This window comes from Enterococcus sp. AZ062 (assembly GCF_051715065.1).
Classification (GTDB): Bacteria; Bacillota; Bacilli; order Lactobacillales; family Enterococcaceae; genus Enterococcus_B; species Enterococcus_B mundtii.
This window is the reverse complement of the sequence record NZ_JBIOTB010000001.1, coordinates 176,518-194,752: the sequence shown is the minus strand read 5'-3', so window position 1 is coordinate 194,752 and position 18,235 is coordinate 176,518. Positions and strand designations below refer to the sequence as shown.

Sequence of the window (18,235 nt, the reverse complement as noted above, 5' to 3'; positions counted from 1 at the left end):
ATGATTCAGTCAGCGACAATGTTCCATCTGTCTGATTCTTTGTTTACTTTGCGATTGGCTATTCGTCTTTGCGTAGGTTTTCAACTGTTTAAATTCTTTTTTATCACTAAGCGTATACCCTTCTGGTTGTGCCAGGCTCTTTGACTTAGGCTGATAGGTTGCCCAAAATTCAGGATCAGATTCCCAAGGTGGAGAAACAAATTTTTTCTTTTCAATAAAAACGACTCGCTGCTTAAACCGTTCCCAGTTTCGATACATGTAGCGTAGTTCACTTCCAGTAATGCCGGGGACTTTTTTTACTACTCTTAGGTCACAAAGTTCGTCTAATAGAAAGACTATTGTGACATGTTGAGACAACAAAGTGAGTTCTATCCCTATTTTACAGCCTTTTTTTATGAAGTGTTGCTTGATCTCTGGACGATCAAATTGGGTATCGTCTTCTGAAATGACCTCTTTAAAGATGTTTTTCAATTGAAATTTTTCAATCGTTTGTGTGACATGATAATATGTTTCCCACAATGGTAAATAGCGTTCCTTTTCGGGGAGGTAATCAATCCAATGACTAAAAAATTCTTCTCTACTTTTTTCTGTAGGACAATGTTTTATATGTTCAAAAATACTTTCCATTAAAATATCATTATACTTATCGATATTAAAATCATTTATGTCCTTATATTGGAAATGTTTTAGCAAAACTTGATCTTCATAGTTAAAGTGGATACGTGCTACCCGTAATCCGTAGATTAGAAGATGGCTCTCTGACGAGGAAATAGCCGATGATTTTCTCAAATCATTTTCCACACAATTTCTCCATAATCTAGCATTTCTTTCCCAAGGAGCTGCGACGATTTGTCCATGCTCCCAAAAGACAATTGATGCTTTGAGCTTATCTTTTTCATGGTATAAACTGCGTAACGTAAAATCTTTATATCTATTTTGCTTCCCTTGGATCGTCGTTACAAAATCCCCATCATAAGAATCTAAAGGTATCCAGATGATAAGATCACTTCGTTTTTTTGCAACTTCAATCATTAATAATTCTGTTTTTTTTAACAATTGTATTCGTAGACTATAAGTTAAAGTATCTTTCATTAAGTGATTGGCAAATTGTCCTGTTTCCTTGTATTGTTGATACTCCTCAAGAAACGGCTCCGAGTAGATCCTGTGTAATTGAAACCTTGGGTCCTCCATCATGATGGCTTGAATATCTTCCCAGAGTGGATATTTGCTGCCTTCTTTTATTTGGTCAATCAACTCTTTGGGTTGAAGAGAGAAATTCTCAAAAGGTTGTTGAATGAGATAGTCGACTAACTCTTCCATATAAACCAATGGGTCATACGGATTTGTTTTTTTCCTGAGTTCTCTATCATTCAACTGTTGTTCCAAATTGCTTTCAGCTGCTCCAAAGCAAAGAATTGTTTTTTGATTTGTTCCTCGAAGCATTTTTCTCCCTCTTTCAATAAAAGTATTTGTAGCATTTCTGTTCAGTATAGTTAAAGTTTTGCCATAGCATAAATCAATTATTTTATAAATAAAGAAAAAATGAGATGGAGATAGAAGTAAAAACACTCCTATCTCCATCTCATAAAGTAAATTATTGGTTCCCTTCGAACAAGATGCCTGCTTCTGCCAAGCTTTGTTTGATTTGCTGCAATACTTCCTTATGTGAGTAACGGATCGTATGCAGATGGATCCCATCCGTTAATTCAGACAATAACGAAGCTTGACTTTTCCGATAACGTTTCATAAATGAGCGAACATCTTCTACTGTCTTGATATGAAGCATCCCTGTCAGTTCGCCATACAAGGGATGCTCAACGATGACGTCTAGTATCTCGCCACCATGAGCAACGATCAACTGTAGTTCTTCCTCTGTTTGTTCTCTCTGATGTTGTACAGCGATTTTACTGATGAACCCATTTTTATCTTGTTCATCTTCCAAAAGATATCCTCTGGCCGTCGCCACGATCGCTTCTCCTGCTGCTCGTAGCAACGCAATGTCTCCTACAATGATTTGGCGACTGACACCAAAACGAGTAGCAAACTTACTGGCACTGACAGGTTTCTCTGCATCAACTAGCGTTTCAATGATTTCTTTTCGGCGAGTTTCTCCTTCAATCATTTATCTACTCCATTCGTTTATTTTGATAGTTTCGTGAGTGCTTCATGATATCTGCATAAGTAGCTAAGATCGTCTCACTGTATTCTGGTGTTTTCAACCAACTAGCAACTTTATCCAACACTTGTTGTTCTCTTTTTTTATCATAAACTGCTTGGTTAGTTGTTCGTTTGACGTCACCGATCTTCGTGACCGTAGCCATTCTTTTTTCAAGTAGTTCTACTAATTGGTGATCGATTTGATCAATCGATTGTCTCAACTCCTCCAATGACTCTTCAGGCATTGGTTCATCGATTCGTTTGATGATCCGTGCCGGATTCCCTGCGATCACTACATTATCTGGGAATGATTTGGTTACGACTGCTCCCGCCCCGACAACGACATTGTCTCCTAAAGTCACTCCAGGGGTGATGATCACTCCACCACCGAGCCACACATTATTGCCGATCTCAATTGGTTTAGCGAATTCTAACCCGCTATTTCGTTTCACTGGATGTAGCGGATGTGTGGCAGTATAAAGCTGGACATTAGGGGCAAACATACAGTTATCGCCAATTTTGATCGTACTAACATCTAAGAATGTACAATTAAAGTTCGCATAAAAATTCTCACCTACGTAAATATTATAGCCGTAATCAAAATTGATCGTCGGTTCCATATAAATCTTTTCGCCGGTAGCGCCAAACGTTTCTTTAAGTAATTGACTGCGAAGTTCACTTGTTTCCGCTTGGTTGATGATCTGGCTTTGACTTCGAGCAAATTTTCTATCGGCTGATAATTCTGGATCACCCGCAAAATAAAGTTCGCCTGCAATCATTTTTTCTTTTTCTGTTTTAGCTGTCATTTTACACTCTCCTGTACTTTTTTGAACACCTTCGTTCCATCTGTTTGGACAAATCGATACGCCTCTGATAGATAGACAGGGGTCTGATTGATGACTAACAGCTTCGCTTGTGGTGAGCGAAACTGGATCAAATCACAAAAGGGATGGACTTGAAAACTTGTCCCTACGATCACAATCAAGTCGGCCTGACTTACAGCAAAAGCTGCTTGCTCTAATACTTCATCTTGGAACCCTTCTCCATATAACACAATATCTGGGCGAATCTGACCACCACATAGTTGATGCTTGTCACTGCTGAGATAATCTTGCCAGTCAACAGCTTGATGGCAGTTTCGACAATAACAATGATACAGATTCCCATGAAAATTAACTAGTTTTTTACTTCCAGCTTTCTCATGTAACCCATCGATATTTTGCGAAACGACCCATACCTCTTTTTCTTTAGCCAACTCTACGATTTCTCGATGGATGATATTCGGGCGTGCTTCGGGATGATAAAGATGTTTGAGAAACGAATAAAATTTTTGTGGTTCTTCCTCCATCGCTTGATGACTCAATAAATATTCTGGGCGATCCATCCCTTGGTAAACACCTGTTAGTGAACGGTAATCGGGTATTCCAGAAGGTGTGGACACACCTGCCCCTGTTAGAAAGGTCAGTTTTTGACTTTCAATCATCGCTGTCGCTGCTTCTTCAATTGTTTGTTCCAACATTTATCACTCACCTCTCTTCTATTATAATCGAAATAAAATGAAACATACCCTCAATCGAATGAAAATTCAGAGATTTTTTTTGAGAAAATACTCACAAACATCACTGACAAAACAATGAAAACGTGCTACAATACCAATGATCTGTATATTTTGAGTATGAAATGAGGTGAATCAATATGGTTGCATTCTTAATTTATTGGGGCGTTATTTTAGCATGTATCGCTTGGTTAGCATTAAGTATTTATTTCTCTATCTTCTATTTAGTACGTAAAGAAAATGGAAATCTATGGGCGTTTGCCTTTTTCAATGTATTGGCAGCAATTGTTCTAGCAATTACATTAGTTGTTTATCGCACATGGGGCTGGGGGATCACACAATACTCTAGTTTGATCTATCTCGTTTTAGCTATTTATGGAGTAACAGTTATTTTACAAGCCATTCTTGGTCGTGAACCTAAGAAAGCTACAGCTTAAAATACTTTTAGATAAAATTAGATAAAAAAGGAAACAGACTGCGTGATTTTGCAGTCTGTTTTTCGTTATTTTACTATCATTTAAGTTTTGCATAAAATGTATAATTATTCTTTTTTTGAAAACATTCTCTTTTCCTTTTTTCATGAAAGAAATTAAATAAACAGTATATTTCTTTATTTATCAACTTTTTTCTGCAAAAATGTAGTTTCTCATTGACAAAGTGGCTACTCTATCGTAGACTATTTTTTGTATAAATAACTGAATACGAGATGCCTCAATCAATGAGGTAGAGGTCGCGAGAATCATTAAACCTGTGGAGTGAAGCAAACATGTGGAAGCAGGGCTAGGGAGGATCGCCGAAATGTACTTTTTTTTGCTTAAAAAGTATGTTGGGACGTAAGTTAACAGCTTACGGACTGTCTTAGCAGTGATGCTAAGTTGCGCTATGTTTTGTGAGAGGTTTATCACTCTGTGAAATTTAGCGGCCCTTTTGTACCTACAAAGTGGTCGTTTTTTATTTCTCCTTGATAAGCAACTGCAATGCATGTATTCGACCACTCGTGTCAAGGCGCTTTGGTTATCAGCCAAAGAAGCTGAGCGAACGTTGGTCTTATCAGTATATGCCTGAAGGACCACGTACGTGAACAAACAAAAAGGAGAAGACAGATGAAAAAAAATTCAGTTACACTCACTCTAATTTTTACGTTTATTCTATCGATCTTTAGCTTGACCACTTTGGTTAATGCAGATGATAAAACCCCGAGCGATCAATTTCGTGTCGGAATGGAAGCTGGTTATGCGCCCTTTAACTGGTCTCAACAAACTGATGCAAACAATGCCTATCCAATTCAAGGCCAAAATAGCTTTGCTGGCGGATATGATGTACAAATTGCCAAAAAGGTAGCCGAAGGTTTAGGTAAAGAACTAGTCATTGTCCAAACGAAATGGGACGGTTTACCCCCTGCCCTTCAATCTGGAAAGATCGATGCAATCATTGCCGGCATGAGTCCGACGGCTGAACGCCAAAAAGAAATCGACTTTACTGATCCATACTATGAATCAGAACTTGTGATCGTCGTACAAAAAGATGGTAAGTTTGCGAATGCGACTAGCTTAGAAGATCTTTCTGGCGCAAAAATCACTGCACAATTGAATACATTCCACTATAACGTGATCGATCAGATCCCAGGAGTGGACAAGCAACAAGCAATGGATAACTTTTCAGCCATGCGAACAGCACTAGCTTCTGGCATGATCGACGGTTACGTCAGCGAACGTCCAGAAGGGGTAACAGCCACAAGCGTCAACCCAGCCTTGAAAATGCTCGAACTAGATGAAGCAAATGGCTTTCAAACAAATCCCGAAGATGTCCAAATCGCTGTAGGAATGCGCAAAGGTGATCCTGATCTCCAACAAGTCAACCAAATATTAAGCGGCATTTCTCATGATGATCGCATTGCCATCATGGACCAAGCCATTGAAGACCAACCTGCGTCAACGGATGGAGATGCAGAAGAAACTGGCTTGCTCCAAGATTTCAAGACGATTTGGGATCAATATGGCAACATGTTCTTACGCGGAGCTGGTTTGACACTGTTTATCGCATTGATCGGTACAGTTGTAGGAACGACATTAGGTTTATTGATTGGCGTCTTTCGCTCAATTCCAGAATCTGATAATAAAGTGACACGCTTCTTCCAAAAAGTTGCTAATTTCTTGTTATCTGTTTATATCGAAGTCTTCCGTGGTACACCAATGATGGTTCAAGCCATGGTCATCTTCTACGGATTGGCTCTAGCCTTTGGTATTTCTCTGGATCGCACGATTGCTGCGTTGTTCATCGTTTCGATCAACACTGGTGCGTATATGACTGAGATCGTACGTGGTGGGATTTTTGCAGTAGATGGCGGACAATTTGAGGCCGCCCAAGCGATCGGCATGACCCACAGTCAAACGATGCGTAAAGTAGTGATTCCGCAAGTATTGAGAAATATTTTGCCGGCTACTGGAAATGAGTTTGTCATCAATATCAAAGACACCGCCGTATTAAGTGTCATTGGTGTAGCAGATTTATTCTTCCAAGGAAACTCCGCATCTGGTGCAAACTTCCAATTCTTCCAAACATTCACGATCGTTGGGATCATCTACTTGATCATGACCTTCACGATCACAAGAATCCTACGTGTGATTGAGAAGAAAATCGACGGACCTACTGCGTATACAAAAATTGAAGAAGTCAACAACGCGAACCTACAGGAATAAGGAGGCAGTCCTATGAGTGAGAATATCATCGAAATCAATCATTTAAGTAAAAAATTCGGCGACAATGAAGTCCTGAAAGATATTAGCATGACCGTCAATAAAGGGGAAGTCGTGACCATCATCGGTTCCTCTGGTTCAGGTAAATCAACATTCTTACGTTGTATCAATTTACTAGAAAAACCATCGGGCGGCGAGATCATTTACAACAACGAAAACGTCTTAGCACCAAAATATAATTTACCAAAATATCGGACAAATGTCGGTATGGTTTTCCAATCCTTCAATCTTTTCAATAATATGAATGTTTTAGAAAATTGTATTTCTGGACAAACCACTGTCTTAAAACGAGAGAAAGAGCATGCCCGTAAAGTAGCAATCGAAAACTTAGAAAAAGTCGGTATGAGACAATACATCGAAGCTCGCCCTTCTCAACTATCTGGTGGTCAAAAACAACGGGTCGCTATCGCTCGTGCTCTATCAATGGACCCTGATGTGATGCTCTTCGATGAGCCAACTTCTGCCCTTGATCCTGAAATGGTCGGTGAAGTATTGAATACGATCAAAGATCTAGCCCATACTGGACTGACAATGATCATCGTAACCCATGAAATGGAATTTGCGAAAGAGGTATCTGACCGAGTGATCTTCATGGATAAAGGTGTGATCGCGGAAGAAGGAAGTCCTGAAGATATCTTCGTTCATCCAAAAGAAACACGTACGAAAGAGTTCTTGTCACGCATTTTGAATAACTAATAAAGTATCAAATCACCCTTAGTATTCAAACTACCGCAACTTGATTGAGCAAGGTCACCCTACTCAAAAAGTTGCGGTTCTTCTTTTTATTTATTGTTTTTGTTCCGATTGCTTTATCGGTTGAACTTTTGCACAACCTCACGTAACATGTGGTTGTGAGAAACCACTTCAATTAAGAAGATTTAGGTAATGGAGTGATCTTTTGACTAACATTTTTTCGAGGCAGAGAAAACACGCTACTTATTCCTCTCACAGGGTTAGCAGTCGTTTCGTCAATGTGTAGCATCATTCTAGAGAATTCGATAATTTTCAGAAAATTGTTGCAATTCATCACATAATTTGTTACTTTTAACAAAATACAAAAAAGTAAAGGAGTTTTCTATGTCAAAAAAATTATCATTCAAAGAAAATCTATTCATCGGTTCCATGCTATTTGGCCTATTTTTTGGAGCTGGTAATCTTATATTTCCTGTCCATATGGGGCAAGAAGCTGGTGCAGATATCTTCTGGGCAAATCTTGGCTTTTTAGTTACAGGGATCGGTTTACCATTCTTAGGTGTCATTGCGATCGGTGTTTCCAAAACCTCTGGTGTCTACGAATTAGCACAACGGATCAATAAAACTTATGCGCTTATTTTTACTGTCTTACTTTATTTAGTCATTGGTCCATTTTTTGCCTTACCACGTTTGGCAACTACTTCTTTTGAAATTGGCTTAGCACCTTTTATTCCAGCAGAAAATCAAACATTATTTTTAGCTATTTTTAGTTTCTTATTCTTTTTAGCTGCTTGGTGGTTATCCAAACGTCCAACTAAAATCTTGGATTATGTTGGTAAATTTTTGAATCCCGCATTTTTAGTATTACTAGGTATCTTACTATTACTTGCTTTTATCAACCCACTTGGCTCAGTGGCGGATGCGCCTGTACAACCTCACTACCAAAACCAAGCATTCTTCACTGGTTTTACACAAGGATACAACACGTTGGATGCGTTAGCTGCCTTAGCTTTTGGGATCATTATCGTCACGACGATTCGTGGCATGGGTGTCACAAAGCCTTCTGATATTGCAAGAGATACGATCAAATCAGGCGCGATCAGCATCGTGTTGATGGGGATCATCTATACCCTACTTTCTTATGCAGGAACAATGAGTCTAGGAACATTTCCTATGAGTGCGAATGGTGGTATCGCCTTGGCTCAAATCGCTGATCACTATTTAGGAACTTACGGGAGTATCCTATTAGCCTTTATCGTGATTCTTGCTTGTTTAAAAACAGGTATCGGACTGATTACTGCATTCGCAGAAACATTCACTGAATTGTTTCCTAAAAGAAGCTATCTATTCTTTGTGACAGGAACAAGTTTATTGGCATGTTTAGTTGCAAACGTGGGCTTGACGAATATTATTCAGATCTCTTTACCGGTCTTGATGTTTATTTATCCATTGGCAATGACCTTGATCTTACTTGTCTTGTTTGGCCCATTGTTTAAACAACGTACTTCTGTTTATCGAATGACCACTTATTTCACATTACTCGCTTCCATCGTAGATGGACTGAATGCTTGTCCTGATTCAATTAAGCAAACAAGTTTCGTCAAAGGCATTTTAACATTTGCAGATTCCTATCTCCCATTCTTCTCATTAGGAATGGGCTGGATCACACCAGCATTGATTGGCTTTATCATCGGATTACTCTGGAGTTTCTTCAAAAATGAAAAAAAACCTGACTTGATCGTTAGCTAACAAAAAAAAGAGATGTTTAACTTTTTGTATAAAAAAATTAACAACTTTGGTAAACTTTCGTCACAAAATATTCACAACTCACCTTTAATATATAAGTATACCAACAAACAACCCTAACAACACTTTTTCATTTTTAACTCCTTTCCTGCTAGCTCCCCGGCTAGCAGGTCCTTTTTTTATTTATACATATACCACACATCAAGTTCTTTGAGAATCTTTAGATCCTCTCTCTCTAGTAAGAAAAACATATAAAAAAGCTATGAAAAAGCAATCTACTTTTTCATAGCTTTTATTCTTATTTAGATAATCGCTCTTGGTCTCCCGTAGGTGAAAGACTAGTGATTTTTTCGATTTGTTCAATTGGGACGATTCGGATTTGTTGCTCTTGATTTTGCAAGCGAATCATCACTCGGTCATGTTCAACTGTTTTCGTTGCCACCCAACCGGAAAAGGTTTCGTACTTATTGCTTAGTGGATTCTCGCGCACTTGTAGAATCACTAAACTATTCTGAGCTGCAGCTTTTTGGAGTTCAAGAATGAACTCCCCTTGTAACCGTACATTCTCAGCTTTTTCTTCTGTGTCATTCACAAATGAATCAAAAAGTTGAAACGAAGTATTAGTCACTAACTTTGTCAGTTTCTTCATTGGTGATACTGTTTCTTCATCCATTGAATGTACCCCTCCCCTAGCCAAGAATATGTTACTTAATTACTCCTATTTTATCCAATTTTTCTTAAAAAAACAAGAATATAGTTTATTTTATACCAACTTTTACCTAAAACCACCAAACAATACATGCGTTATTTTAAGTCGTTTTTCATCCATAATTCAAGCCATTTTTCTAAGCCTTCATTGATCAATCGATAGGTTTCTTCAAAGTTATTCGTGTAATATGGATCAGGTACATTTTGTACTTTTTTGCCAATGACTGGACTCAAAAATAGTTGGATTTTCTCTTGCGCTTCAATCGGCGCAATTTGCTTTAAGTCAGCCACATTTGACTGATCCATACCGATGATCCAATCAAATTTTTGGAAGTCTTCTTGACGTATTTGGCGAGCAATCATTTCTCGCGTATCAACATGTTCTTTTGCCAAGATCGCTTGTGTCCCTGGATGAGGAGCACTACCTACCTCATAGGTACTTGTTGCAGCTGAATCAATGACGAAGGAATCCATCAAATCCTGTTCTGCTACTTTCTTTTTTAATAACCCTTCTGCCATAGGTGAACGACAAATGTTTCCTAAACAAACAAATAATACTTTCGTCATAGCATTCTCTCCTTTTGTATTCCTATTTTGGAATCAATGAAAAAAGATCATTCGTCTTTTATTTCCTGTTCTTCTTCCAATGCGTACAACCGATACGAATACAATTCAGTATCTTTGGCTAAACGAAAGAACTGCATTGCAACTTCTAAGGGTGTTTCTGTATAACCTTGTGTGATCCAATTGACTAAGACTCCACTACAGCCATAAGAGAAAAAACGAGCATAAAATAATTTATCTTTGGAAGTTAGTTGTTTTTCTTCATCCATTTGCTCAAAGATTTTAATAAATGAGGGTTGGATCAACGCAGAAAATTGCTTTTGCAGAATCTCCTGTTCTGAACTAACGGTACTTGAATAGAACTGTTTATTTTCGGCAATGGCTTTTAACATCAGCAAGGCTTGCTCTTCCCAATTGTCGAGAGAAAGTGATTCTGTTTTTAGGTAATGTAACGAATCTTCATAGTACACCCAACGCAATAAATCATACTTATCGGTGAAATGATAATAAAATGTTTGTCGGTTGATGCCTGCTTCTTGTGCGATCTGTTGCACACTGATTTTACGAAAAGGCTGTGTTTCGCAAAGCGACACCAAGACTTTTTTGATCATTTGTTTCGTATGTGACGCCTCTCCCACAATAATCCCTCCCATCTCTTCAATCAATATTCTACTATTTGCTCTTTCAATAGAAAAGAGTGTTCACACTTGGTAGTCATAGCCAAAGTGTTCATACGCATAGGCGGTAGCGATCCGACCACGAGGAGTCCGTTTCAAAAAGCCTTTTTGGATCAAAAAAGGTTCATACATATCTTCGACTGTTTCTCGCTCTTCTCCAATATTAACGGATAATGTGCTTAGACCTACTGGGCCCCCACCATACAGTTCGATCATCGTACGTAGCAATTTCTGATCGACATAATCCAATCCCGCTTGATCGACCTGTAAGAGTGTCAATGCGCGGTCAGCAATCAACTGATCGATCTTGCCATCTCCTTGTACTTGGGCAAAGTCACGCACTCGTTTCAATAGACGATTGGCGATCCGCGGAGTACCACGAGAACGTCGTGCGATTTCTAAAGCCCCATCGGTGATGATCTCCGTTTGAAAAATATCGGCAGATCGTAAAACGATTTCTCTTAAATCTTCTTCTTCATAGTATTCCATGTGCGCAATGATTCCAAAACGGTCACGTAAAGGTGCAGACAGCATCCCTGCTCGAGTCGTTGCACCGATCAACGTGAAAGGTGGTAACGGAAAATGAACGGGGTGAGCGGTCGGCCCTTGCCCTACCATGATATCTACATAGAAATCTTCCATCGCCGAATAAAGCATTTCTTCTGCCACGCGAGGTAAGCGATGGATCTCATCAATAAACAAGACATCCCCTGCTTCTAGTTCATTCAAAATTGCTACCAGATCTCCTGGTCGCTCGATGGCTGGTCCACTTGTCGTACGGATATTAACTTGCATCTCATTTGCAATGACCATAGCCATCGTTGTTTTCCCCAAACCTGGAGGACCGTATAACAAGACGTGATCTAGCGGTTCTTCACGATTACGTGCCGCTTCGATGTAGATACTCAATTCTTGTTTTACTTTATGTTGACCGATATATTGCGCAAGCAATTGAGGGCGTAAAGATTTTTCTAAACTCAATTCATTCTCACCGGGTTCTGGTGAGAGAAGATATTCATCTGTCATCAAGAATCCTCCTTACTTTTTCATCATCAATTTCAATGCTTGCCTTAGATACTCATCCGTTGTCTGATTGTCGATTTCTTTTAGTTGTTTCTCTACTCGTTTGATTTCACGCTCACTGTAGCCGAGAGCGGCTAAAGCTTCCATTGCCTCTGACAAGGCACTTGCATCTTGCACCGTTGCTTCATCAAATAAAGAAAATGGCGTATCGATACTCAACTCGCCAAACTTGCCTTTTAGATCCAAGATCATTTGTTGTGCTGTTTTTTTACCTACACCTGGGAACTTCGTCAAGTAAGTGACATCGCCAGTTTCCACCGCTTGGATCAAGCCGGAATGATCATCACTCGCCATGATCGCTAATGCACTTTTCGGTCCGATCCCTGAAACACTGACTAATCGTAAAAACAATTGTTTCTCTTCGAGTGAATCAAACCCATATAGTAAATGGGCATCTTCACGAATGACTTGATGAACATAGATTTTTACTTCTTTATCTAACTTACTACTATAGCGATAAGGGTTACCTAACGCAATTTGATAGCCCACCCCTTGCGTTTCTACAACGATATAATACGGACTGATAAAAGTCACCATGCCTCTTAGATATTCATACATTGAAATTTCCTCTTTCTTTCGCACACATACGTTCCCATATTTCTATCCATTGTAGCATACTTTGCGATTTAAAAAAAGTGTTCCCAAAAACAGAACTACGAGCTTAGGTCTTTGATAAAGACCCAAACTCGTAGCATATTTTCTCTGTGTATTAGCGATTGATAGAGGCTTGACCAATCATTTCTTCATGTTGTACTTGGCCTGATTTACTTAATGAGAAATCAGCCACTTTGTCCGTATTCGTTAGAACAACTAAGACATCTGTTTGTTTACCTGCTTGTTCAACGGCACTGAGATCCATCTCTGCGAGTTGCGTAGTTGGCGAGACCTGATCGCCCTCTTTCACAAGAACATTGAACGGTGCACCTTTTAATTCAACAGTATCAAGTCCCATATGAACAAGAACTTCCACACCGGCTTCACTCAGAATACCGATTGCATGTTTTGTTTCAAATACACTAGTTACTTTACCATTTACTGGCGAATAGATTTTTTGATTGTCAGGAATGATCGCATAGCCTTCACCCATCATTTTTTGTGAGAAAACTGGATCATTCACTTCTGTAATTGCTTTAATTTGTCCGTCTGCAACGGCGAATAACTCTTCATTGGCAGTGGCTACAGCAGTTGTTCCTGCGGCTTCAAAGTTTTGTGTAGGAATAGATACGCCTTCCGCAGTTTGTAAAACACTTACTTCTTCTGGATTGACTGGATCTAATTTGTTCAAGATCCCTTTACGTCTAAACACTACAGTTAAACCAAATGGTACGATGATTGCGATGATCATTGCAATCGTGAATGGTAACCACGTTTGTGCTTGGATCGCTAAGATTCCTGGCAAGCCACCTACACCAATCGCATTTGCTCGAACATCCATCAAGTTCGCAAACATCCCTGCCACACCAGAACCGATCATTGCAGCTACAAATGGATACACATATTTCAAGTTGATCCCAAACATAGCTGGTTCCGTTACTCCTAGATAACAAGAAATCATCGCTGGAATAGAAACTTGTTCTTCTTTTTTATTGCCGCGATGCAAGAAGATGATTGCAAGTACGGCAGATCCTTGCGCAATATTTGACAATGCGATCATTGGCCATAAATTGGTTGAACCAAAGTCAGCAATCAACTGCATATCGATTGCATTTGTCATATGATGTAATCCCGTAATAACCAGTGGGGCATACAAGAAACCAAATAACGCACTGAATAACCAACTGATTGATGAAGTCAATCCAGTATTCACGATTGATGAAATCCAGTTACCAATTGCCCAACCGACTGGACCTAACACTACATTAGCAGCGATAACTGTTGGTAATAGTGAGAACAGTGGGACAAAAATCATTGAGATCGATTGTGGGATATACTTACGGAAGAAAATCTCTAAATAAGCAAGTAAGAACCCGGCAAGCATCGCTGGAATGACTTGCGCTTGGTAACCAATCATTTGTACTTGTGCAAAGCCAAAGTCCCAAAATGGGATATCTGCAGCGGCAGTTGAGGCGACACTATAGGCATTTAATAATTGCGGTGAAACCAAAGTAATCCCTAAAACAATTCCTAAAATCTGTGTCGTTCCCATTTTCTTTGCAATACTCCAAGTGATCCCTACAGGTAGGAAATGGAAAATCGCTTCCCCAGGTAGCCATAAGAATGAATTAACTCCATTCCAGAATGTCGAACTTTCTGCAATCGTTCCACCTAAACTCTCGAACTGAATGCCTTCCAACACGTTACGGAACCCTAAAATCAATCCCCCAACAATGATTGCTGGAATCAATGGTGTGAAGATTTCAGCTAGAACTGCAATTGCTCGTTGCAATGGATTAAGATTCTGTTTCGCAGCAGCTTTACTTTGTTCTTTTGAAACGCCTTCAACTCCTGATACCGCAACAAAGTCGTTATAAAATGTTGAGACATCGTTCCCGATGATTACTTGGAATTGACCAGCATTGGTAAACATTCCTTTCACACTGTCAATCTCTTCGATCTCAGCTTCATTTGCTTTTGCAGGATCATTTAAAACAAAGCGCATTCGTGTCGCACAATGGCTAACCGCAGAGATATTTTCTTTCCCGCCGACTCCTTTTAACAGCTTCTCGGCATCTGCTTGATATTTCCCCATAACATAAACCCCTTTCATTTGACTTGTTTATACAAGTTACTTTGTACTCACACTATAATGTTTTTCTTAGCATATTGCAAGCGTTTTATGCCAAAAAGATAAATAATTTGTAATCGTTATTATCCTTGTCGTAGAAACATCTATCTTCTATCCAAGTCCAGTTTGAAATCTACATATAGCTGTAGTATAGTTTATAAGCGAAGAACGAACGATTGCCCAAAGGAGAGGAACGATGAACAAATTCAATGAAATTTTTTTAGACTTAGAAAAGAAAATCTTAGACAAAGAGTATCCTCCTCATACTTTACTACCTAGTGAAAATCAATTGATCAAAATCTATGGTGTTTCACGGGAAACAATTCGTAAAGCACTTAATCTATTGACAACAGAAGGATATATCCAAAAGAAACAAGGAAAAGGATCGATCGTTTTAGACCGTAACCGCTTTGATTTTCCTATTGCTGGATTGACAAGCTATAAAGAGCTTCAAGAAAACCAACATATCCCTAGTGAAACGATCGTGCAAACACTTCAAGAAACAGTAGTCGACAACGAATTACACAAAGTAACTGGCTGGCCAGTCAATACACCTGTCTGGCATTTAGTCCGCCAACGGAAAATCAATGGCGAAGTCGTCATTTTAGATCGAGACTATTTGTTAAAAGAAACCATTCCTACTTTGACCAAGGAACAAGCAGCGAATTCGATTTATGAATACTTTGAAAATGAGCTAGATCTCTCCATTGCCTATGCCCAAAAAGAAATCACCGTCGAACCGATCGATGATAGTATTTCAGAATCAATGGACCTCCACGACGATCCTTACGTCGTAATTGTTCGCGGACTCGTCTATTTAGAGAATACCGAATGCTTCGAATACACCGAATCAATCCACCGCCTCGACAAATTCCGGTTCGTGGAATTTGCACGAAGAAGAAGGTTGTGAGAAAGCCGTTCAGCTCCGAATAGTAAGACGAAAATTGAGAAAATAGCTCTTCATATTTTTTCGATTTTTGACTTATTATTGAAGGAGTTGGCTTTCGAACACCGTTTATCTAGGTTGTGAAAGAAGCGGTTAGCACTAAGGCAGAAGACAGAAAAATCAAAAATGGCTGTTTCATTTTTGATTTTTTTGGCTTGTGACCGAAGTGTTGCTTCTTGAACACCGTTTATCAAGGTTGTAAGAAACCCCAGTAGCTCGACGTAATTAGGTAGCAAGTAAAACCTGTTCGTTAAATTTCCGCTAAATCGCTAGGCTATCCTCCCTACTTAAAGCAGATTGTTTGCTTCTATTTCAGATGGCAGTATGATTAGGAGACAAAGGGGGCAGTATCAATGAGTAAACCAACCGACACAAACAAAGAGGACTTAAAAGAAACATTATCTCCGATTTCTTATGCAGTGACACAAGAAAATGCGACAGAACGTCCATTTACTGGAGAATACGACGACTTTTATGAAAAAGGGATCTATGTCGATATCGTTAGCGGCGAACCGCTTTTCAGTTCTGCAGAGAAATATGATGCAGGCTGTGGCTGGCCAGCTTTCAGCCAACCCATCAGCAGAAAAGACGTCAAAGAAAAAGCGGATTTTTCTCATGGGATGCACCGAGTCGAAGTAAGAAGTAATGAAGCCGACTCCCATCTTGGACATGTTTTTAATGATGGACCCGCAGATAAAGGTGGCTTACGCTATTGCATCAACTCTGCTGCATTGAAGTTTATCCCTTATGAAGAAATGGATGCTGCTGGTTACAGTGAATATAAATCAATTGTCGAATAAGTCGAATGTGATCAAATCACATCGCTCCGAAAAATAAGCCTGAACCTCCGGAAATTGTTCTAATTTCTGGAGGTTCAGGCTTATTTTTGAAGGTGCGACAGAACTTTTATATGATCAAGATTCTTAATACTCGTGCCCATGGAGATTGCCCACTTCTTCAAAACCAGCAGCCTTCCCCTTTTGATGAAAGATCTCTTGCTTGTTTTCTCGGACAATCAAGGTCATCTCTGTACTCGCTTTTTCACGGATGATCCGACTCATTTGACCTTGTTGTGGCGCCATCAACGCATGCCCTTCTTTTGCTAGCACTTGCATTTCTAGTTCAATATTTTTTTGCTGTATTCGAATGATCAGATGCTCCTCTTCACGGAAAATCTCCGAAATTTTGGCTCCATCATAGGTGGATAAGCGATATTCTTCTTCACCGACTTGTAAAACCGAAATGATTCCTAAAAAACGGAAACCTAAAAACGGGATCTCAGCTGCGGAAAAGAAAAAACGAGCATCTGAATCAGTAAACTGGTTGCATTGGACCCATAAATAGGTTGCGGGAAATGAACTTCCCCAATCCTTTTCTAAATACCCTACTCCATTCGTAAAATCAATGAGTTGGCCGTTCCAACTCAACGTTCCTTCTAACGAATGCTTCATGCTTAAAATTCCGTGGTAGCATTCCATAAAAGATAAATAAGAGAAAGGTCCCATGATACTCGGGGCATAGCGACTCCTTTTTAACGGAGTAAACTCTCCGTAAGAAATCGTTCCTTCGATCGTCAACGAGGGGCTACGTAAAGCTAGTGTGATTCCTTCCTCGCTAAATGTATTTTCACCGATTTTCACAAACAAACGATCTTCGCTTGCCATGAAGACTTCACGATCAAAATGAAAGACTTCCGAGGACTCATGATTGATCACTTGGATAAACGGGCACTTTTCGCCTTGTTCTCCAATGGAGTACCCCGGAATAAATGCGTAGACTTCATCGCCGATTTGATGCTTAAAATACCAACCTTCAAAGAACGGCGCTTTTTTCGTTTCACCATGATAAAACTTATCCGTTGTAATCACCTCGTCCACTCCCTTCAGATAAATTAAGTTTACCATGTTTTTTTATAGCTTCTAGCCGATACGCTTGAATCCAGGTCATGAACTAATATAATTAGAAAAAACACATGATCCGTTTCTTGCTACTCGGATCATGTGTTTTTGATTTTATTCACCTAGATACAGATGTCCGCGATTTTAGGACAAAAGATCTGGCCATTTTTTCAACGCCTGATTGACTGCGCCGATCGGAAAGCCGACAATACTATAGTAATCGCCAGAAATCGACTCTACGAAAGCCCCTGCGTAACTTTGAATGCCGTACGCCCCAGCTTTATCACGGTGATCGCCAGTTGCTAGATAGCGCTCAATCTCTTCATCGGTCAATTCATAAAAAGTGACTGATGCATGGGAAAGGATGCACTCTTTTTGAGTCCCATCAGTTATTACGACGGCTGTGTAGACGTCGTGTGTCGTACCACTGAATTTGCGTAACATCCGTTTTGCCTCATCATCATCCTCTGGTTTGCCAAGGATTTCGTTTCCTAGAACTACGGTAGTATCACTAGCAATAACTAACGTTTCTTCGCTTTCTTTTTGCACAGCCTCCGCTTTTTCTACTGCCATGCGTTGGACGTATGCAAGCGGGTCCTCATTTGGCTTAGGCGTTTCATCGATATCTGCCGGTTGGATCGAAAATGCTGGCACTAATCTTCCGAGCAATTCTTTTCTTCTAGGCGACTGTGAAGCCAATACTATTTTCATCAAAAACTTCCTTTCC

Annotated in this window: 18 protein-coding genes and 1 riboswitch; of the genes, 6 read left to right on the top strand and 12 right to left on the bottom strand. The window is 39.6% G+C overall.

Features of this window, described 5'->3' with window-relative positions; all coding sequences use genetic code 11:
- Positions 1-9 precede the first annotated feature (9 nt).
- The 4 genes from IGJ00_RS00940 to IGJ00_RS00925 all read right to left on the bottom strand — a co-directional run bounded on the left by IGJ00_RS00940 (position 10) and on the right by IGJ00_RS00925 (position 3,676).
- Positions 10-1,443, bottom strand: a complete 1,434-nt coding sequence (locus IGJ00_RS00940) for a hypothetical protein (RefSeq protein ID WP_086335323.1) — start codon at positions 1,441-1,443, stop codon at positions 10-12.
- Positions 1,444-1,594: 151 nt separating this feature from the next.
- A complete protein-coding gene (locus IGJ00_RS00935) occupies positions 1,595-2,122 on the bottom strand; it encodes a transcription repressor NadR (protein WP_071866104.1) in 528 nt (175 codons plus the stop codon).
- Positions 2,123-2,126: 4 nt separating this feature from the next.
- Entirely contained in the window at positions 2,127-2,963 is an 837-nt protein-coding gene (locus tag IGJ00_RS00930) for a chorismate mutase (protein ID WP_086335322.1), read from the bottom strand.
- A complete protein-coding gene (locus IGJ00_RS00925) occupies positions 2,960-3,676 on the bottom strand; it encodes an NAD-dependent protein deacylase (RefSeq protein WP_071866102.1) in 717 nt (238 codons plus the stop codon). The genes IGJ00_RS00930 and IGJ00_RS00925 overlap by 4 nt, the downstream gene beginning before the upstream one ends.
- Positions 3,677-3,852: 176 nt before the next feature.
- On the opposite strand from IGJ00_RS00925, the gene IGJ00_RS00920 reads away from it, so the two are divergent.
- The 4 genes from IGJ00_RS00920 to brnQ all read left to right on the top strand — a co-directional run bounded on the left by IGJ00_RS00920 (position 3,853) and on the right by brnQ (position 8,910).
- Positions 3,853-4,149, top strand: coding sequence for a hypothetical protein (locus IGJ00_RS00920; protein WP_010734383.1), 297 nt, complete (start codon positions 3,853-3,855; stop codon positions 4,147-4,149).
- 279 nt (positions 4,150-4,428) lie between these two features.
- A riboswitch (Lysine riboswitch) is annotated at positions 4,429-4,603 on the top strand.
- A 212-nt stretch (positions 4,604-4,815) separates the two neighbouring features.
- Complete coding sequence (locus IGJ00_RS00915) at positions 4,816-6,411, top strand: ABC transporter permease subunit (RefSeq protein ID WP_074800068.1); 1,596 nt, start codon at positions 4,816-4,818, stop codon at positions 6,409-6,411.
- Between the two features lie 12 nt (positions 6,412-6,423).
- Positions 6,424-7,164 (top strand): amino acid ABC transporter ATP-binding protein, encoded by a 741-nt coding sequence (locus tag IGJ00_RS00910; RefSeq protein WP_071866098.1) that lies wholly within the window; start codon positions 6,424-6,426, stop codon positions 7,162-7,164.
- A 381-nt stretch (positions 7,165-7,545) separates the two neighbouring features.
- The gene (gene brnQ / locus IGJ00_RS00905; RefSeq protein WP_142433577.1) at positions 7,546-8,910 is read left to right on the top strand and encodes a branched-chain amino acid transport system II carrier protein; all 1,365 of its coding nucleotides are present in this window, start codon (positions 7,546-7,548) and stop codon (positions 8,908-8,910) included.
- A 295-nt stretch (positions 8,911-9,205) separates the two neighbouring features.
- Here brnQ and IGJ00_RS00900 read toward each other — a convergent pair whose 3' ends face one another.
- The 6 genes from IGJ00_RS00900 to treP form a co-directional block, all read right to left on the bottom strand.
- Positions 9,206-9,580 (bottom strand): hypothetical protein, encoded by a 375-nt coding sequence (locus tag IGJ00_RS00900; RefSeq protein ID WP_019724219.1) that lies wholly within the window; start codon positions 9,578-9,580, stop codon positions 9,206-9,208.
- A 131-nt stretch (positions 9,581-9,711) separates the two neighbouring features.
- On the bottom strand, positions 9,712-10,182 hold the full coding sequence (locus IGJ00_RS00895) for a low molecular weight protein-tyrosine-phosphatase (RefSeq protein WP_071866096.1): 471 nt from the start codon (positions 10,180-10,182) through the stop codon (positions 9,712-9,714).
- Between the two features lie 47 nt (positions 10,183-10,229).
- Positions 10,230-10,832: a TetR/AcrR family transcriptional regulator gene (locus tag IGJ00_RS00890; RefSeq protein ID WP_192923821.1), complete on the bottom strand. Its 603-nt coding sequence runs from the start codon at positions 10,830-10,832 to the stop codon at positions 10,230-10,232.
- Positions 10,833-10,880: 48 nt separating this feature from the next.
- Positions 10,881-11,882: a Holliday junction branch migration DNA helicase RuvB gene (ruvB, locus tag IGJ00_RS00885; protein ID WP_071866094.1), complete on the bottom strand. Its 1,002-nt coding sequence runs from the start codon at positions 11,880-11,882 to the stop codon at positions 10,881-10,883.
- Between the two features lie 12 nt (positions 11,883-11,894).
- A complete protein-coding gene (ruvA, locus tag IGJ00_RS00880) occupies positions 11,895-12,497 on the bottom strand; it encodes a Holliday junction branch migration protein RuvA (RefSeq protein ID WP_071866093.1) in 603 nt (200 codons plus the stop codon).
- A gap of 151 nt (positions 12,498-12,648) precedes the next feature.
- Positions 12,649-14,628, bottom strand: coding sequence for a PTS system trehalose-specific EIIBC component (treP, locus tag IGJ00_RS00875; RefSeq protein WP_071866092.1), 1,980 nt, complete (start codon positions 14,626-14,628; stop codon positions 12,649-12,651).
- Between the two features lie 232 nt (positions 14,629-14,860).
- Here treP and treR point away from each other — a divergent pair, with 232 nt between their 5' ends.
- Positions 14,861-15,574: a trehalose operon repressor gene (gene treR, locus IGJ00_RS00870; RefSeq protein ID WP_142433578.1), complete on the top strand. Its 714-nt coding sequence runs from the start codon at positions 14,861-14,863 to the stop codon at positions 15,572-15,574.
- 389 nt (positions 15,575-15,963) lie between these two features.
- The gene (gene msrB / locus IGJ00_RS00865) at positions 15,964-16,410 is read left to right on the top strand and encodes a peptide-methionine (R)-S-oxide reductase MsrB (RefSeq protein WP_010734395.1); all 447 of its coding nucleotides are present in this window, start codon (positions 15,964-15,966) and stop codon (positions 16,408-16,410) included.
- 123 nt (positions 16,411-16,533) lie between these two features.
- On the opposite strand, the gene IGJ00_RS00860 is transcribed toward msrB, so the two are convergent.
- Together IGJ00_RS00860 and IGJ00_RS00855 are read right to left on the bottom strand one after the other, a co-directional pair.
- Positions 16,534-17,478: a tocopherol cyclase family protein gene (locus tag IGJ00_RS00860; protein ID WP_074800062.1), complete on the bottom strand. Its 945-nt coding sequence runs from the start codon at positions 17,476-17,478 to the stop codon at positions 16,534-16,536.
- 174 nt (positions 17,479-17,652) lie between these two features.
- Positions 17,653-18,219, bottom strand: a complete 567-nt coding sequence (locus IGJ00_RS00855) for a Maf family protein (RefSeq protein WP_115357106.1) — start codon at positions 18,217-18,219, stop codon at positions 17,653-17,655.
- Between the last annotated feature and the right edge of the window lie 16 nt (positions 18,220-18,235).

Coding starts and splice junctions, on each gene's coding strand:
- IGJ00_RS00915 (WP_074800068.1), top strand. CDS start 4,816: ATGAAAAAAAATTCAGTTACACTCACTCTAATTTTTACGTTTATTCTA.
- msrB (WP_010734395.1), top strand. CDS start 15,964: ATGAGTAAACCAACCGACACAAACAAAGAGGACTTAAAAGAAACATTA.
- IGJ00_RS00930 (WP_086335322.1), bottom strand. CDS start 2,963: ATGACAGCTAAAACAGAAAAAGAAAAAATGATTGCAGGCGAACTTTAT.
- ruvB (WP_071866094.1), bottom strand. CDS start 11,882: ATGACAGATGAATATCTTCTCTCACCAGAACCCGGTGAGAATGAATTG.
- treR (WP_142433578.1), top strand. CDS start 14,861: ATGAACAAATTCAATGAAATTTTTTTAGACTTAGAAAAGAAAATCTTA.
- IGJ00_RS00895 (WP_071866096.1), bottom strand. CDS start 10,182: ATGACGAAAGTATTATTTGTTTGTTTAGGAAACATTTGTCGTTCACCT.
- IGJ00_RS00855 (WP_115357106.1), bottom strand. CDS start 18,219: ATGAAAATAGTATTGGCTTCACAGTCGCCTAGAAGAAAAGAATTGCTC.
- ruvA (WP_071866093.1), bottom strand. CDS start 12,497: ATGTATGAATATCTAAGAGGCATGGTGACTTTTATCAGTCCGTATTAT.
- IGJ00_RS00935 (WP_071866104.1), bottom strand. CDS start 2,122: ATGATTGAAGGAGAAACTCGCCGAAAAGAAATCATTGAAACGCTAGTT.
- IGJ00_RS00940 (WP_086335323.1), bottom strand. CDS start 1,443: ATGCTTCGAGGAACAAATCAAAAAACAATTCTTTGCTTTGGAGCAGCT.
- IGJ00_RS00910 (WP_071866098.1), top strand. CDS start 6,424: ATGAGTGAGAATATCATCGAAATCAATCATTTAAGTAAAAAATTCGGC.
- brnQ (WP_142433577.1), top strand. CDS start 7,546: ATGTCAAAAAAATTATCATTCAAAGAAAATCTATTCATCGGTTCCATG.
- IGJ00_RS00890 (WP_192923821.1), bottom strand. CDS start 10,832: ATGGGAGGGATTATTGTGGGAGAGGCGTCACATACGAAACAAATGATC.
- IGJ00_RS00920 (WP_010734383.1), top strand. CDS start 3,853: ATGGTTGCATTCTTAATTTATTGGGGCGTTATTTTAGCATGTATCGCT.
- IGJ00_RS00900 (WP_019724219.1), bottom strand. CDS start 9,580: ATGGATGAAGAAACAGTATCACCAATGAAGAAACTGACAAAGTTAGTG.
- IGJ00_RS00925 (WP_071866102.1), bottom strand. CDS start 3,676: ATGTTGGAACAAACAATTGAAGAAGCAGCGACAGCGATGATTGAAAGT.
- treP (WP_071866092.1), bottom strand. CDS start 14,628: ATGGGGAAATATCAAGCAGATGCCGAGAAGCTGTTAAAAGGAGTCGGC.